This is a genomic window from Gillisia limnaea DSM 15749 (genome assembly GCF_000243235.1).
Classification (GTDB): Bacteria; Bacteroidota; Bacteroidia; order Flavobacteriales; family Flavobacteriaceae; genus Gillisia; species Gillisia limnaea.
The window spans coordinates 626,887-643,498 of the sequence record NZ_JH594606.1; the positions used below are offsets into that span (position 1 = coordinate 626,887).

Genomic DNA, 16,612 nt, shown 5'->3' on the forward strand with positions numbered 1-16,612 from the left:
TTTACGCCCCATTTTTTAGTTAATTCCGTGATGTATGCTATCTTTACTCTATTAATATAGATTTTATTCCTAAATATGAAAAAACTACAACTTCTATTTGCCTTCGCTTTTATAACTTTTCAATTTTCCATCGCACAGAATCTCCAATCGCCAGAAGAATTTCTCGGGTACCAAATAGGAACTCAGTTTTCCAGACATGCCGATGTGGTGAATTATTTCGAACATATGGCAGAAAATTCTGCCCTGGTACAATATCATACCTATGGAAAAAGTAATGAACGGCGTCCACTTACGTATGCCGTGATCTCTTCTGAAGAAAATATAAAAAATCTTGAGGCTATCCGGAACAATCATTTAAAAAATACGGGAATAGTTTCCGGAAATTCAGAAAATTCCGCAGAAAAAGCCATCGTATGGTTAAGTTATAATGTACACGGGAATGAAGCCTCCAGTACCGAGGCTGCTATGCAAACCTTGTTTGAACTGGTAACCTCAAAAAAGGACTGGCTTGAAAATACTGTTGTGATCATAGATCCCACGGTAAATCCAGATGGCCGCGATCGCTATGCCAACTGGTATAACCAGGTAAAAGCAACTCCATATAGTTCTTCCCCTTTGGCAATCGAGCACAATGAACCCTGGCCAAGAGGAAGAGCAAATCATTATTTGTTCGATCTTAACCGCGACTGGGCCTGGGCAACACAGGTGGAAACCCGTGAGCGTTTAAAAATTTACAACCAATGGCTGCCACATATCCACGTAGATTTTCATGAACAGGGCCGTAATAGTCCGTATTATTTTGCCCCTGGCGCAGAGCCTTTTCATGAGGTAATTACTCCGTTTCAAAGGGAATTTCAAATTGCGATAGGAAAAAATCACGCGAAATATTTTGATAAGGAAGGCTGGCTGTATTTCACAAAAGAAAGTTTTGATTTACTATATCCCAGTTACGGTGATACCTACCCTACCTTCATGGGAGCTATTGGAATGACCTATGAGCAGGCAGGACAGGTAGGATTAGGAATAGATACCAATGAAGGTTACGAACTTACCCTGGTAGACCGCGTTGCTCATCACAATATCACAGGACTTTCTACAGTTGAAATCGCTTCAAAGAATGTACAAGAGTTAAATAATGCCTTTAATAAATTCTTCCAAAACAAGCAACAGGAATATAAAAGCTACGCTTTAAAAGGGAGTTCAGATAAAATTAGTGCTTTAAAACAATTGATGGACAGGCATGAAATTCAATACCAATCTGCAGGTTCAGGAAAAATTAAAGGCTTGAATTACAACGGAAGTAAGGCCGATTTTACTTCAGATGAAAATACGCTGCTTATACATACCAATCAGCCAAAAGGTAAAATGGTCAAGGTTTTATTTGAACCTGCTGCAAAATTAAGCGATTCCCTTACTTATGACATTACCGCCTGGAGTCTTCCATACGCGTATGGACTCGAAGCTGTGGCAAGTAACCGCGCTGTGTCTGGAACACAAACCGCTGCGGCAGCAAAGGTGAGCAACACAACCAATCCTTCGGGAGCCGGATATGTCACCAAATGGAATTCCATGCAGGATGCCCAATTTCTTGCAGCCTTGCTGAAGGAAGGCATTAATGTGAGATTTAGCGAAACCCCTTTTGAAACTGAAAATCAGAAATTCGATGCAGGAAGTCTGGTAATCACAAAAAGCGATAACAGCAAAATGGATAATTTTGATTCCAGCCTCATAGCTATTGCGAACAAACACAACCGGCAGTTAACTGCTGCCACAACTGGTTTTTCTACCAAAGGACCCGATTTTGGTTCTTCGCAAATGAAGATCATCAACAAGCCAAGAATTGGGGTTTTGAGAGGAGATGGAACTTATTCGCTAAATTATGGTGAGATCTGGTACTTTTTTGAAAAAGACCTTAACTATCCCATAACCTCTATAGATACAGACGATTTTAATGCTTCCGATCTATTAAGGCTGGATGTTTTAATCCTCCCATCCGGAAATTACAAAAGCCTTCTAAACGAACAACTATTGAAAGAACTGCAATCCTGGGTTAAAAGAGGCGGAAAAGTGATTGCTATTGAAGGAGCAATTGCAAGTTTTGCCGGGAAAGATGGTTTTGACCTCAAAGAAAATAAACCTGAAAAAGAAAAAGACAGCGCCAAAACAGGAAATCTTATTCCATATAACGAAAGAGAGCGGGAACAAATAAAAGAATTAATCACCGGAAGTATCATTAAAACCAATGTAGACAATACCCACCCGATGGCTTTTGGATATGGAGACAATTACTACAGTTTAAAACTGGGGAATTCCAGCTACAGTTTATTGAAAGATGGATATAATGTTGCTTATCTGGACAATGATCCGGTGATAGTTTCAGGTTTTGCGGGAAGTGAAGCTTCAAAAAAGATCGAAAATTCCCTAACCTTTGGAGTAGAACCTATGGGAAGAGGAAGCTTTATTTATATAGTGGATAATCCACTTTTTAGGGCTTTCTGGGAAAATGGAAAACTGTTCTTTGTGAATGCTATCTTCTTTGTAGATAATGATGATAAGGCCAGGTATTAACCAGCCAGTAAATATGTCAAAACAATAAACATCTGGGATTTTGATGAAATCTCTCCACAGCTAACAAATCATTTTTAAAGATGAAACACTATAAATCACTCTTATTTTTGCCTTTACTTATAATCTGTTTCAATCTATCTGCACAGGAATCAAAAACTGATTTGCAAATAGATTTTGAAACCTTTACTCTGGAAAACGGACTCAGGGTTATATTGCATGTGGACAGATCTGATCCTGTTGTTGCCGTTGCTCTTACAAGCCACGTAGGATCGGCAAGGGAAATTGAAGGAAGAACCGGTTTTGCCCATTTGTTCGAACATTTGCTGTTTCTGGAATCGGAGAACCTTGGCAAAGGTGGGCTGGATAAACTTAGTGCACGCATTGGAGGTTCCGGCGCAAATGGATCTACCAGCAGAGACCGCACCAATTATTTTCAAACTGTTCCCAATGATGCGCTCGAGAAAATGATTTGGGCGGAAGCCGATAAACTTGGTTATTTTATCAATACCGTTACAGAGCAGGTTTTGGCAAAGGAAAAACAGGTTGTAAAGAATGAAAAAAGACAAGGCGTGGACAATCGCCCTTATGGCCATACCAGTTTTGTGATCGATCAAAATCTGTATCCGAAGGGCCATCCTTACAGCTGGCAGGTAATTGGATCTCTGGAAGACCTCCAAGATGCCACTTTACAGGATGTAAAAGATTTTTTTAATCAATGGTATGTGCCAAATAATGTAGTTTTGACCATTGCGGGCGATTTTGATACCCAACAAGCCAAAGATTGGGTACACAAATATTTTGATGAGATAAAAGCAGGAAATAAGATAGCAATCAGGGAAAAACAACCTGTTGTCCTTAAAGAAACCAAAAAATTATACTACGAGGATAATTTCGCCAAACTTCCGGAACTCACCCTTAGCTGGCCATCTGTACATTCCTACCACGAAGATTCCTACGCGCTGGAAATCTTAACCAATTATTTATCTCAAGGAAAAAATGCACCTTTTTATAAAAATCTTGTGGCCGGTAAGGAATTGACAGATAATGTGAGAATGTATAATTATACTTCGGAACTGGCCGGACAACTAAGCCTACAGGTACGGGCTTTTGATAAGAAAGATCTGGATCTGGTAAAAGCAGCTATAGATGAAACCTTTAGCAGTTTTGATAAAGAGGGAATTCCGGAAAAAGATTTGAAACGTATCAAAGCGGGACAGGAAACCGATTTTTACAACAGCATTTCAAGTGTTTTAGGAAAAGGATTTCAATTAGCCCAATATCAAATATTTGCCGGAGATCCCAACGAGATCAATAAAAATGTAGACCGGATTATGAGTGTAACCGCAGCAGATGTGCAACGGGTTTTTGAAAAATACATCAAAGGCAAAGCGTATGTCGCTACCAGTTTTGTTCCGAAAGGTCAAATAGAACTGGCTTTGGAGGATTCTAAGGCTGCCGAAGTAGTGGAAGAAAAGATTGTTGAGGGAGCCGAAGCAGAGATCGTGATCGATGAAACCATAACCTATGAAAAAACCCCTTCCAGTTTTGACAGAAGCACAGAACCACCTTATTGGGGAACTCCTGAAATTAAAACTCCGGAGATATGGAAAACTACCTTGCCTTCTGGAATGGAAGTTAGCGGAATTACCTCAAAGGAAGTTCCTTTGATAAGATTTAGTATTGAAATGGCAGGCGGCTTGTTACTTGAAGACCCAAATAAAGTAGGGGTTTCCAATTTACTGGCAAATTTAATGACCAAAGGCACAAAAAATAAAACTCCGCAGGAACTGGAAGAGGCCATAGAACTTCTTGGTTCCAGTATTTATGTAAATGCAGAGGATGAAAAGATTAGCCTAACCGGAAATAGTCTTGCCCGAAATTATGAGGCGACTATGGAATTGGTTCAGGAAATACTTTTGGAGCCACGCTGGGATGAAGAAGAATTTAAATTGACCAAACAGCAGGCGCTAAGCAGAATAAAACAGCAGAAAGCCAATCCCAACAGCATCGCTGAGGATGAATTCAAAAAACTGATCTATGGTTCAAATCATATTCTTTCCAATAACAATTTGGGGACAGCGGAATCTGTAGCCACAATCGGGATGGAGGATCTTAAAAAATATTACGAAGAAAATTTATCGCCTAAGAGTGCCCTATTTATGGCTGTGGGAGATCTGGACATGGAGAAAGCGGTAGAATCTTTAAGGGCGATTTCCGCTAATTGGAAGCCTAAAAATGTAAACATCCCGGAATTTCCTGAGCCGGAAGCACCAGAAACTTCTAAGGTATATTTTTATGATGTGCCCGGTGCCAAACAATCTGTTATAAAAATTGGAGCTCCCGGTCTTGCCGCCACCAATGAGGATTTTTACAGCGCAGAAGTGATGAATTACAGACTGGGTGGCGGTGGATTCGCTTCTAAACTTACCCAGGAATTACGGGAAGGAAAAGGCTATACCTACGGGATAAGATCTGGATTTAAAGGTGGTAAACTGGTTGGACCTTTTGAAATTTCCAGTGGAGTACGATCAAATATCACTTTTGAAGCGGTGGAACTCATCAAACAAATCATGGAAGAATACCCGGAGAATTTAGATCAAAATGACCTGGAGGTAACCAAGGGTTTTATGATTAAGAGCAACGCGAGGAAATTTGAAACGCTTCAGGCAAAATTAGGGATGCTAAGTGATATTGGCAATTACAATCTCCCAAATGATTACATCAAAAAAAGGGAAGAAATAGCAACTGATTTTACCCTGGAAGACATTCAGAATTTAGCCAGGAAATACATCAATCCCGAAAAAATGATCTATCTCATTGTAGGGGATGCCGAAACTCAACTGGACAAACTTAAAAACCTGGGATTTGGAAAACCTGTACTCTTAAATGGTTCTGATATGTAACATCAACTATTCCGAAATTTTAAACTTTCGGGGGATCCTGATGTAATATAAATCCATTACTGCGCAGCAACTTAACGAGTACTATCTAAATAAGAAATACCCAGAATTTCGAAGATGCAAAATAGATCCGTAGGAAAAAAACATTGTTTCAGGCAACTGTTAACACTCCCGCGGATCTATTTTTTTTTGCTGAAAAGCCTGTTCAAACAGAAGCGATTTATTAAAAATCAACTCAAAAAAGAACTCACAGGTTTCAGAAAAACAAATGATGGGAGTTTAACCTTAGCCGATTTCAGAAAGATACGTTCTTATTATGCATTGGGAGTTCCGGGCATCCTGGGAGAATCCCTGGCGGTTTTAAGAGGACAATCGCTTAGCACAAAAGAGCGGCATTGCCTAACCTTTTTAAGTGCGATCTCCGGCTTACTGGACGACCTTTTTGATGATCCAAATAAAGAAGTACAGCATTTAAGGGACTTTATTCTTGACCCTGAAATCCTCAAACCTGCCAATTCTTATGAAGCCTTGCTGGTACATTTATATACATTGGGGTTATCTTATGCAACTCAACCTGAGCGTATAAAAAATCAGGCATTGCAGGTTTATGAGGCACAGCAAAAAAGTTTGCAACAACAAAAAGCTGAAAATCCCAACCAGCTTATCCATGAGATCACCTATTCTAAAGGGGGTTCCTCTTTTCTTTTCTACAGACTTTGTTTGGAGCAACTCCCGGAAAAAGCCGAAGTGAAACTCGTATCCCATTTAGGCGGATTGATGCAGCTGGGAAACGACGTTTTTGATGTGTGGGAAGATTTCCATTCCGGTACTAAAACCTCAGCCAATACCTGCTTTTCTATCCAACAACTAAGGAAGGATTTTTCAGCAGACTTAAGTACTTTATTCGAATTGGCAGAAAAAACTTCCTATTCCAAAAAACAGATCGAGCGGTTCTTAAATATTATTTCTCTTGCCCTGGCAAGGGTTTTTGCCTGTCTGGATCAGTTCGAAAAATTGGAAATCAATACAAATAACAAATTTCAAATAGATAAATACAGCAGGAAGCAACTGATCTGTGATATGCAAAAACCAAAAAATCAAATAAAAGCTATGCGCTATTTCATTGATAATCCTGCCATTAAAGTTTGAGAACATTGATTTTTCAATCAATAGTACAAAGCCTTATATTAGTGCTGTATTTAATTTTTAAAGGGCGGTTAACCGCAGTGTTTTTTCTATTAATTTCGGGCAAAATTTAAAACAATATGCTAATCCCAATTCTACTGTTAATCGCAGGATTAACAATTTTAATATTCGGAGCAAATTATATGGTGGAAGGTGCTTCTGCCCTTGCAAAAAAGTTCAATATTTCCAACCTGGCTATAGGTTTAACGGTTGTTGCCTTTGGAACGTCGGCGCCGGAACTGGTGGTAAATACCTTTGCTGCGGCTCAGGGACATCAGGACATCGTTTTTGGAAATGTGCTGGGAAGCAATAATTTTAACCTCTTTATTATTTTGGGTATCACGGGTTTAATCACTCCGCTCGCGGTCCAATCCAGCACTGCCTGGAAAGAGATCCCAATTTCGTTTATCGCCATCCTTTTGCTATTTATTTTGGTGAACGATGTTCTTATTTTTAATTCTGAAAGTTCTGCTTTGGGAAGGATCGACGGAGCAGTTTTACTCATCTTTTTCGGCTTGTTCCTTTTCTACGTCTATAAACAACTCAAAAGCGACCCTTCAGAAATAGGAGAACTTATCGAGGCGCCAGCTTTATCCAGTTTAAAGATGGGCATTTATATTATTGCCGGATTAGGAGGCTTGGTTTATGGTGGCCACCTGGTGGTTAATAATGCGATTGAGATTGCCGAATCTTACGGGATAGGTCAAAAAATCATAGGACTTACCGTGGTTGCCGCAGGGACTTCCCTTCCAGAGCTTGCAACCTCTGTAGTTGCAGCGGTTAAAAAGAATGCCGACATAGCAGTAGGGAATATTATAGGGTCTAATATTTTTAATATCTTTCTTATCCTTGGAGTTTCCTCAATACTTAAACCAATAGGATTTAGCCCGAATTTTAATATGGACATCTATGTTTTAGCTGGGGGAACAATTTTTCTTATTTTGGCGATGTTCACAGGGAAAAGGAAAATTCTTGACCGCTGGGAATCTTTGGTACTTTTGTTGTTTTATCTGGGTTATACCACGTATCTTGTAGTACAGGAACTTTAAATCTTCCCACTAATCACTACCATATAAAAATGAAAAATACCATCCTTTTCGGATTATGTATCGTATTGATTTCCTGCGGAAGGTCTTCTGAAGAACAACAACTTTCAGAAAAAGTGGACTCCCTGAAAAATGAAATAGTAGAGCTGAAACAGGCCAATGATACGCTAAGCGATCACCTGATAAAAAAGGCACATGTTGCCCGAAATTATCCCGAATACTTCGACTCCATCGCTCAGCCTGAAAAATTTGTGCTGGACCGGCTTCAGGAAGCTCCGGGGTTAATTCCGAAAGAAGCTGTATTAGGTGGCACTATGAGATTTACCACTGTATATTTTATCAATGATGAACTAATTGTTGCCGAATATGAAGACGGTCATGTTATGGGAAAATCAATTTTCCGGTATCGGTCCAATATTAAAGGAAACCTGGAATTTAAACCGATAGCCCAAATACAGGATTAAATAGCTTTGCCATTTTTTATTTACAGTACAAAACTGGCATAATCAAATAGATTTTTCAGATTGCTTTAAAATGATGAAACCCGTGAACTGCATGCACTAAAATTGAAGGCGGATAGTCATAAAAACCCGAAAACTTTCCCCTTTGGAGTTTAAGCAGTTGATGATGATTAAACATTATGCAATGGATTTGATGAAAACCTGGATTTTAACAATTCGATATCCTCCTTTTTAAATCCTTCAAGCGTTATCATGGTTCCTGAGGCCGGACCAGATTTAATTATGAAATTATTCGGGGTGATTGTAATAAAGTTGATATCTTCAAAGGCATATACCATTTCATTTTGCTGAAAAGCGCTAACTCGAACCTCATTCTCATTCCAGGCTATATATTCCTTATTCAAATCTTTATCATAAAAATGCCAGCCGGTGTATAGTATAGCCATTCCCAGATAAAACCAGAGATTCTTGCTTTCGAAATTACTGTCTAAAAAAGTAAAAAGGCATAAACTTATCCAAAGGAGCACCATGATGATCTTATAATAGCTTTTAAAAAAAACCGGGGCTTTTACTATTCTAGTCAAATTCGTTAATTTTTTAAATGTTTATTCAAAGATATGTTTTCTCAGGCTTTTTCAGAAAAATCGTATCTTTTTTAAATGAGACAGCTAGTCCGTTTTTTAAAGTATTTCCTGGGAATCCTTTTTGTTCCCCTAGTGTTATATTTTGCCATTGTACTTATAGGCGTGGCTATTCCGGTAAATTCAAATCCTGAAACCATCAATCCGGATATAAAAATCTACCTTATCTCAAACGGGGTACACGTTGATATTGCTGTCCCTGTTAAAACTGACATCATAGACTGGACAGAAGTTGTTCATCCTCAACACACCTTGCTGCCCACTACAAATAGCAGCTATGTAAGCTTTGGCTGGGGAGACCTGTTGTTTTACCAAAACACACCGGAATGGAAAGATCTCACATTTAAAACCGCATTTCAAGCACTTTTCCTGAAAACCCCTTCTGCTATTCATGCCCGATTTCACGACGGGATACCTAAAAATGAAAACATTAAACCATTGATGATCGATAGTTTACAATACCGCCGACTATCCGAATATATCTCCAACACATTTATTTATGATAAAGGAGGAAAGAGTCAACCTGTTAAAGGTTTGCATTATGGCGGGCAGGATGCATTTTATAAGGCAAAGGGATCTCTCAATTTATTTAATACTTGCAATACCTGGGTGAATAAGGCCTTAAAACATTCAGGCTTAAAAGCTTCTTTATGGACTCCCTTTGAGGAAGGGATCTTTTTTAGATATCCCTAAGATCTTTTCTTTTTTAAGATATTTTATAAATACTTTATAATTTAGAATAGCAAAGCTATGGATTAAAATCTTTAAATTCAGTCAGACCGTTTTAAATTAGGGATAATGATCTATACAGAAAAATCAAGAACCTTGAGGCAAGTCCGAAATTGTTGATTTTTAGAAAACTAAAACCTGAAATATGAAAACTATAGATGAAATTCGTGAAAAACTTGGAGAGGATGCCTCCTATTATTTGGACCATGTAAGCAAAAAAATACCAAAGAAACGGCTTCAAATACCGGATCCTCAAACTGTCGATAATTTCATCGATAGCGACAGGAATCCGCAGGTATTAAAAAGCCTTTCTAATTTGTACAATCACGGGAATTTGGGCGGAACAGGTTATTTAAATATCCTGCCAATAGATCAGGGAATAGAACATTCGGCAGCGTTTTCGTTTTATAAAAACCTGGATTACTTCGATCCGGAAAACATTATTAAACTTGCAGTTGAGGCGGGTTGTAACGGGGTTGCCACCACCTTTGGAGCTTTGAGTTTACACGCCCGGCGTTACGCACATAAAATCCCATTTGTGGTGAAGATCAACCATAACGAGCTCCTAACCTATCCAAACCAATATGATCAAATTCCTTATGGCAGCGTTAAAGAAGCCTGGAATCTTGGAGCTACTGCCATTGGAGCTACGATATATTTTGGATCTGAAGAAAGCAACAGGCAAATCCAGGAAATCGCGATCGCCTTCGAGGAAGCACACCAGCTGGGACTGGCTACTATTTTATGGTGTTATACCCGAAACAACGACTTCAAAACCGAGCAGGAAGATTATCACAGCGCTGCCGATCTTACAGGCCAGGCCAATCATTTGGGTGTAACCATAAAGGCCGATATAATTAAACAGAAATTACCGGAAACCAATTTTGGATTTAAAAACATCAACTTCGGAAAATTTAATGACGAGATGTACAATAGCCTGACTACCGATCATCCTATAGATCTTTGCAGGTTGCAGGTCGCTAATTGTTATATGGGAAAGATCGGATTAATCAATTCCGGTGGCGGTTCCAAAGGCGAGTCTGATGTCAGGGAAGCGGTGCGAACTGCAATTATCAACAAAAGAGCAGGAGGAAGCGGACTTATCATGGGAAGAAAAGCCTTTCAGCGACCCTTGAAAGAAGGAATAGAAATTTTAAGAAGTGTACAGGAAGTTTACCTGGAACCGGAAATTACAGTTGCATAATGTATAAAAATTCCGGGGAGCAACCAAAACCCACCTATGAGGCAGAAATAGTTCCTTCTGAAATAATGTGAAGTTTTAAAGATCTTGTACAATCAAAAAAATTGAAAATATCCTGTTCAGCCTTATTTTAGTTGGTAAAAAATAATTCTTAGAAAGTCTTAACCTTGATTTCTTTTCTCACAGGCTTTTCAGAAGTTACATTTAAAGCTTCCCCATACAAATCGAAATCGGCTGCTTCGGTGATCTTCACCTCGTAAAATTCACCTGTTTTAAGGTAGGTGGTGGTAGCATCAATAAGTACCTCATTATCTACATCGGGAGAATCAAATTCGGTACGACCAATGAAGTAATTCCCTTCTTTCCGGTCTATAACAACTTTAAAAGTTTGTCCTATTTTCTGTTGATTCAGTTCCCAGGAGATCTGAGACTGTATCTCCATGATTTTATTGGCACGTTCCTGCTTTATTTCCTGAGGAACATCATCTTCCAGATTATAGGCGTGTGTATTTTCCTCATGAGAATAGGTAAAACAGCCTAAACGCTCAAAACGCATTTCTTTAACCCAATCCTTCATTTCCTGAAAATGCGCTTCGGTTTCGCCCGGATATCCCACAATAAGCGTAGTTCTAATCGTCATTTCCGGAACCATTTTTCTAAAATCCTTTAGAAGGTTCGTGGTTTTTTCATGGGTAGTACCGCGGCGCATAGATTTCAATAATTCTGTATTGATATGTTGTAACGGAATATCGAGATAATTGCAAATTTTTGGTTCCCGCTTCATAACATCAAGCACATCCATAGGAAAACCTGTTGGGAATGCATAATGCAGCCTGATCCACTCAATACCTTCAACCTTTACAAGGTTTTCAAGTAATTCTGCCAGGTTTCTTTTTTTATAAATATCCAACCCATAATAGGTTAGATCCTGTGCGATAAGTATTAATTCCTTAACCCCGTTCTTTGCAAGGTTTTTGGCTTCTACCACCAGTTTTTCAATAGGGGTAGATCTATGTTTTCCGCGCATTAAAGGAATGGCACAAAAAGAACAAGGCCTGTCACAGCCTTCAGCTATTTTAAGATAGGCGTAATTTTTTGGAGTGGTAGTAATCCTTTCTCCAAGCAATTCATGTTTATAGTCGGCTTCCAGTGCTTTTAAAAGGGCAGGAAGTTCGGTAGTACCAAAATACTGATCAACATCCGGGATCTCCTTGATAAGATCCGGCTTATAACGTTCGCTTAAACAACCGGTCACAAAAACCTGATCCACTTCTCCCCGTTGTTTCTTTTCAACGAATTCCAGAATGGTATTTACAGATTCTTCCTTGGCATTATCTATAAATCCGCAGGTATTAATTACCACGATATTCCCCTCTTCCTCGTGAACAACATCCTTGTTATTAGCCTTTAATTGCCCCATCAGCACTTCGCTATCATAAACATTCTTGCTGCAACCCAAAGTTACTACATTGATCTTATTCTTCTTTAATGACTTCGTCCTCATAAATACATTCTATTAAATTACTCTGAAACAGTACTTACAGCTTTATAAAACAATTAAGTTCCTTTAAATCTGAAAGTTCCGGGAGCGATTATTGAAATCTCTCTTCAAAAGCGGGTGCAAAGATACGATCTAAAATTAGAACTACCCTATCTAACAACTTAAGCTTGTTTGATATAGAATAATCGCCAAAAAAATCGACCAAGCTATGGACGATTCTAAAAATGGACGAATGATTAAAGCCACGGACCTAAAAGCCAAAATCCAAAAATGGAATTAGAAGTTTATTGGTTACAAATAGCAGAGGACATACTTGATGATATTTATAGCTAGTATAAATTAAAAGCGGGAAAACGCATAGCCCAAAAATTAATTAACGGAATTGTAGACACCACCATTGATATAGAAAATCAACCTGAAATTGGACAAGTCGATTTAAGTCTTTCACTTTTATGTTATTCAAATTGGCTAAAATTTTAGAATATTTTTAAAATTTCAGTCCCATTTAAGCTCTGGTTAATTTGATAAATTCATTCTGTAAGAAAGTGGTGATATCGCTTTTCCTGGCACGAAAAAGTTCTTTCTCCCTTGAATGAACAGATTCTACTCGTACTACCTGAGTTGTTGTACCGGTGAGGAATATTTCATCTACTTCTACAAGTTCGTCCAGATGTACGGCTTTTTCTTTCACCTTAATCCCTGAGTTTTTACAGAGCAAAATTATTTGCTTTCGGGTAATTCCGGAGAGAATATTTGGCCCTTCAGGATGGGTATAAACTGTTTTATATTTTACAAAAAAAGCACTTGAGTGGGAAGCTTCCGTAAAGTATCCTTTGCGAACCAGAAGATTCTCCTCAAAATCTAAAGAAATAGCCTCATCATTTGCCATGATACTTGCCATAAGCGCTGTGGTTTTTATATCACAACGGTGCCAGCGTTTATCTTCAGAAACCAAAAGCTTCCACCTCTTGGTTTCAAACTTTTCCAGATTGACGGGGAAGGAATAAAGCAAAATAACCGGAGTCGGGTTTTCAGGGAAAAAGTGAGTTCTGGGTGCAGTTCCTCGGGAGATTTGAATATATACAGCTGCATCACTTTTAGATAATCCGGCACGTGAAACCGCTTCCAGCATTATTTTTTCCAATGAGGTAACATCGAATTCTATTTGAACCTCATTCAGGCAATATTGCAATCGCTCTAGATGTTCCTTCAGCTTAAACGGGATTCCATTATAAAAAGGAGTTACTTCATAAATTCCGTCACCAAACATAAATCCGCGGTCAAATACCGAAACAAAGGCTTGATCGTGCTTAAGCCATTTTCCGTTAAGGTAAACCTCAGCGGGATAGTTTTTCTTCGGCTTCATTAGTACTTAGGTGTAAATATATTATAATCAATTGCTTCGCGACAAGTTCTAAAAATATATAGAAGGTAAATACATCCATAAATTTAAAGAATTCTTCTGGAAACCCAACTCACTGGATGGATTAAAATATCGATGGATCTCCACTACCCAATCCATCTCATAATAGCGAATGACACTAATAATTACAACCCCGGCGATTACATAAATCCAGGAATATTCTTCACGCTTTAACATTACCCACCCAATTGCGGCAAAAACAACAAACGGAAGCGTGAGGATTAAATTCGGGATTGCCCAGGCACCCTGAAACAAGATCGCAATAAGCTTCATTACTATATAAAAAAAGCTATAGAACAGGATAATTTTGCTTATAAGACCCTTTAAATTCCTTTTTGGCATTCCTACTCGTTATAATTTTTTGGGGAAACTCTTTTCTTTGAAACCTGCTCATACGCTTGAGCAAATTTATAAAGCTGATCTTCCTGATATGGTTTGGTGATAAAAGTCAGGCCTTTTGGGGCGTTATTATCTCCATACCCCATAGGAACCGTTATTGCAGGATACAATGCTACTGCAGCAAATCCGGCATGGTAATTATTTATAGATAGTACTGCATCCAGATTATGGGTGTTCATGGGAACTTCAAAAAAGCGTTTTCCATTCCTTCTTAAAGTATCCTTTATGGCAGTAAACTCATCATTGGTTGCCGAATCTTCCAGAATCCCTATAAACAATCCCTGACCATAAGGCGCCCGTATGGTTGAATCTATTTTATTGAAAGCTACCACATCCTGAACAGATTTGAAATCAACCTTGCCTCCATAATTCTCAAAATATTCCGGGAGATCATTTCTCATATCCAGACTCAATAAACGACGGAAATTGGGAAGGTCTATTTCCTCCGGTTCAAATTCAATTATTTCAGCTCCGGCTTTTCTAAGATCATTTACAGCTGCAACATAAAGAGAATCCTCCATGAGAGATTTCATAGCCCCAAATCTTTTTCCTTTTAAGGTTCCGGTTGCTGATACGTTAGAATAGAAATCCTTTGTTAAATTTTTATTTTTTACTGAAGCAGGATCTTCAGCATCCTTTCCCGTCATAGCAGAAAATAAAATAGCATTGTCAATAACAGTTTTTGTGATTGGGCCCGGAGTATCCAAAGTACTTGATATTGGAATTATTCCACCCCTGCTTAAAACCCCAATAGTAGGCTTTAAACCAACTAAGGAATTTTGACTTGAAGGAGATAAAATAGATCCAGAAGTTTCCGATCCGACTGCAACCGTTACTAAATTGGCAGCCACTGCCACCGCGCTTCCAGAACTGGAACCACCCGTATCAAGTATTTTTCTTCCGTACGGATTTAAGGTTTGACCACCGATAGCAGAATATCCGCTTGGGCAATCTGAGCAGAAGAAATAAGCCCATTCGCTTAAATTGGCTTTCCCGAGAATAAGGGCGCCGTTTTCTTTTAAACGCTCAACGATATAAGCATCTTCGGTTAGATTATTTTTCAGCGCTATAGAACCCGCAGTAGTTGGAAGTCCTTCTGTATTAATATTATCTTTTAAAAGCACAGGAATTCCAAAAATAGCATGTTTTCTTTCTCCGGCCTTGAAAGCACGGTCTTTTTCCCGGGCTTGTTCGAGTATATCCGGATTTATGGAAATTACTGAATTTAGGCTTTTTTCATTGTTCCTGTCGAATTTCCTGATCCTGTACAAATAAAACTTCACCAGCTCTTCATAGGTGAAATCTCCGTTTTTTACAGCGTTTTGTATATCCGGAATAGTTTTATCCATGATCATTGGCTGCAACATAGAATATCGATCCTTTGAAAATGATTCCATTTCTACATTGAAGGGAGCCCAAAGTGAATCTTTATTAATGATTTTAGAATCCAGCACTTTAAATTCCAATTCTGAAGAAACCCCGGTAGAATCTGTTTGATCCTGAACACTATTTTTTTCTGCGGTATTTTCCTTACATCCAATAAAGACGAGGAAAAAAAGTAACAACGATATTGCTTTTTTCATATGTAGCTATTTATTGTTTTTTAATGGTCATATGCAATTCGCATATCTTCATCGGTGTTTGTTTCATATCCGCGTTATGCTCATTTCATAAAATATATAGCTAATTAACTTAAATCGATTATTTTTTGAAAAAGGAATCTACAAATTCAAATTTGTTAAATACCTGAAGGTCTTCCAGGCCTTCGCCTATTCCAATGTATTTCACCGGGATCTTAAATTGATCACTGATTCCTATCACAACTCCACCCTTTGCGGTACCATCGAGTTTTGTAACCGCCAGGGAAGTAACTTCGGTAGCGGCAGTGAATTGTTTTGCCTGCTCGAAAGCATTTTGACCTGTAGATCCATCAAGAACGAGCAACACCTCATGTGGAGCACCGGGAATGACTTTTTGCATGACTCTTTTCACCTTGGTAAGTTCATTCATCAGGTTCACTTTATTGTGTAACCTTCCGGCGGTATCAATAATAACTACATCTGAACCTTGAGTAACCCCGCTTTGAACGGCATCAAAAGCTACCGAGGCAGGATCGCTTCCCATTTGTTGTTTGATCATTGGAACCTGAGTTCTGTCGGCCCAAATTTGAAGCTGATCTATAGCCGCTGCGCGAAACGTATCTGCAGCACCCAGCAATACTTTCTTTCCATCTTTTTTAAACTGATATGCCAACTTTCCAATAGTTGTGGTCTTCCCAACTCCATTCACGCCTACTACCATGATCACATAGGGTTTTCCATCGCTTTTGAAATTAAACCCATCGGTATCTCCAGAATCGGTTTCAGATAACAACCCTGCGATCTCTTCCTTTAAGATCTCATTAAGCTCTGCAGTTCCTAAATATTTATCCCTTGCAACCCGCTCTTCGATACGTCTTATAATCTTTATTGTTGTTGTAACTCCTACATCACTGCTTATTAAAACCTCTTCCAAATCATCCAGAACGTCTTCATCCACTTTGGACTTTCCGGCCACGG

At 38.7% G+C, this 16,612-nt stretch carries 13 protein-coding genes; 7 read left to right on the forward strand and 6 right to left on the reverse strand.

Annotated features, from left to right (window positions below; all coding sequences use genetic code 11):
- Nucleotides 1–75 precede the first annotated feature (75 nt).
- The 5 genes from GILLI_RS04485 to GILLI_RS17605 all read left to right on the forward strand — a co-directional run bounded on the left by GILLI_RS04485 (nucleotide 76) and on the right by GILLI_RS17605 (nucleotide 8,163).
- A complete protein-coding gene (locus tag GILLI_RS04485; RefSeq protein WP_006987929.1) occupies nucleotides 76–2,568 on the forward strand; it encodes a M14 family metallopeptidase in 2,493 nt (830 codons plus the stop codon).
- Nucleotides 2,569–2,648: 80 nt separating this feature from the next.
- A complete protein-coding gene (locus GILLI_RS04490; protein WP_006987930.1) occupies nucleotides 2,649–5,471 on the forward strand; it encodes a M16 family metallopeptidase in 2,823 nt (940 codons plus the stop codon).
- 114 nt (nucleotides 5,472–5,585) lie between these two features.
- A complete protein-coding gene (locus tag GILLI_RS04495; protein ID WP_006987931.1) occupies nucleotides 5,586–6,617 on the forward strand; it encodes a class 1 isoprenoid biosynthesis enzyme in 1,032 nt (343 codons plus the stop codon).
- 116 nt (nucleotides 6,618–6,733) lie between these two features.
- The gene (locus tag GILLI_RS04500) at nucleotides 6,734–7,702 is read left to right on the forward strand and encodes a calcium/sodium antiporter (RefSeq protein WP_006987932.1); all 969 of its coding nucleotides are present in this window, start codon (nucleotides 6,734–6,736) and stop codon (nucleotides 7,700–7,702) included.
- Between the two features lie 29 nt (nucleotides 7,703–7,731).
- Nucleotides 7,732–8,163, forward strand: a complete 432-nt coding sequence (locus GILLI_RS17605; protein ID WP_006987933.1) for a hypothetical protein — start codon at nucleotides 7,732–7,734, stop codon at nucleotides 8,161–8,163.
- Nucleotides 8,164–8,330: 167 nt separating this feature from the next.
- On the opposite strand, the gene GILLI_RS04510 is transcribed toward GILLI_RS17605, so the two are convergent.
- Nucleotides 8,331–8,744 carry a hypothetical protein gene (locus GILLI_RS04510; RefSeq protein ID WP_006987934.1) on the reverse strand — a complete coding sequence of 138 codons (414 nt, stop codon included), beginning with the start codon at nucleotides 8,742–8,744 and terminating at the stop codon, nucleotides 8,331–8,333.
- 75 nt (nucleotides 8,745–8,819) lie between these two features.
- On the opposite strand from GILLI_RS04510, the gene GILLI_RS04515 reads away from it, so the two are divergent.
- Together GILLI_RS04515 and GILLI_RS04520 are read left to right on the forward strand one after the other, a co-directional pair.
- A complete protein-coding gene (locus GILLI_RS04515) occupies nucleotides 8,820–9,494 on the forward strand; it encodes a TIGR02117 family protein (RefSeq protein ID WP_006987935.1) in 675 nt (224 codons plus the stop codon).
- Between the two features lie 181 nt (nucleotides 9,495–9,675).
- A complete protein-coding gene (locus GILLI_RS04520) occupies nucleotides 9,676–10,734 on the forward strand; it encodes a class I fructose-bisphosphate aldolase (protein WP_006987936.1) in 1,059 nt (352 codons plus the stop codon).
- A 148-nt stretch (nucleotides 10,735–10,882) separates the two neighbouring features.
- On the opposite strand, the gene rimO is transcribed toward GILLI_RS04520, so the two are convergent.
- The 5 genes from rimO to ftsY form a co-directional block, all read right to left on the reverse strand.
- Nucleotides 10,883–12,235, reverse strand: a complete 1,353-nt coding sequence (rimO, locus tag GILLI_RS04525; RefSeq protein ID WP_006987937.1) for a 30S ribosomal protein S12 methylthiotransferase RimO — start codon at nucleotides 12,233–12,235, stop codon at nucleotides 10,883–10,885.
- A gap of 502 nt (nucleotides 12,236–12,737) precedes the next feature.
- Nucleotides 12,738–13,598, reverse strand: coding sequence for an aminotransferase class IV (locus GILLI_RS04530; RefSeq protein ID WP_006987938.1), 861 nt, complete (start codon nucleotides 13,596–13,598; stop codon nucleotides 12,738–12,740).
- A 48-nt stretch (nucleotides 13,599–13,646) separates the two neighbouring features.
- Nucleotides 13,647–13,997, reverse strand: a complete 351-nt coding sequence (locus GILLI_RS04535; RefSeq protein WP_006987939.1) for a hypothetical protein — start codon at nucleotides 13,995–13,997, stop codon at nucleotides 13,647–13,649.
- Nucleotides 13,998–13,999: 2 nt separating this feature from the next.
- The gene (locus GILLI_RS04540; protein WP_006987940.1) at nucleotides 14,000–15,637 is read right to left on the reverse strand and encodes an amidase family protein; all 1,638 of its coding nucleotides are present in this window, start codon (nucleotides 15,635–15,637) and stop codon (nucleotides 14,000–14,002) included.
- Between the two features lie 118 nt (nucleotides 15,638–15,755).
- The coding region (gene ftsY / locus GILLI_RS04545; RefSeq protein ID WP_084810939.1) for a signal recognition particle-docking protein FtsY at nucleotides 15,756–16,612 on the reverse strand (857 nt) is incomplete at its 5' end.

Excerpts from the sequence above, each read along its gene's own strand:
- GILLI_RS04485 (WP_006987929.1), top strand. The coding sequence starts at position 76 with ATGAAAAAACTACAACTTCTATTTGCCTTCGCTTTTATAACTTTTCAA.
- GILLI_RS04490 (WP_006987930.1), top strand. The coding sequence starts at position 2,649 with ATGAAACACTATAAATCACTCTTATTTTTGCCTTTACTTATAATCTGT.
- GILLI_RS04495 (WP_006987931.1), top strand. The coding sequence starts at position 5,586 with ATGCAAAATAGATCCGTAGGAAAAAAACATTGTTTCAGGCAACTGTTA.
- GILLI_RS04500 (WP_006987932.1), top strand. The coding sequence starts at position 6,734 with ATGCTAATCCCAATTCTACTGTTAATCGCAGGATTAACAATTTTAATA.
- GILLI_RS17605 (WP_006987933.1), top strand. The coding sequence starts at position 7,732 with ATGAAAAATACCATCCTTTTCGGATTATGTATCGTATTGATTTCCTGC.
- GILLI_RS04515 (WP_006987935.1), top strand. The coding sequence starts at position 8,820 with ATGAGACAGCTAGTCCGTTTTTTAAAGTATTTCCTGGGAATCCTTTTT.
- GILLI_RS04520 (WP_006987936.1), top strand. The coding sequence starts at position 9,676 with ATGAAAACTATAGATGAAATTCGTGAAAAACTTGGAGAGGATGCCTCC.
- rimO (WP_006987937.1), bottom strand. The coding sequence starts at position 12,235 with ATGAGGACGAAGTCATTAAAGAAGAATAAGATCAATGTAGTAACTTTG.
- GILLI_RS04530 (WP_006987938.1), bottom strand. The coding sequence starts at position 13,598 with ATGAAGCCGAAGAAAAACTATCCCGCTGAGGTTTACCTTAACGGAAAA.
- GILLI_RS04535 (WP_006987939.1), bottom strand. The coding sequence starts at position 13,997 with ATGCCAAAAAGGAATTTAAAGGGTCTTATAAGCAAAATTATCCTGTTC.
- GILLI_RS04540 (WP_006987940.1), bottom strand. The coding sequence starts at position 15,637 with ATGAAAAAAGCAATATCGTTGTTACTTTTTTTCCTCGTCTTTATTGGA.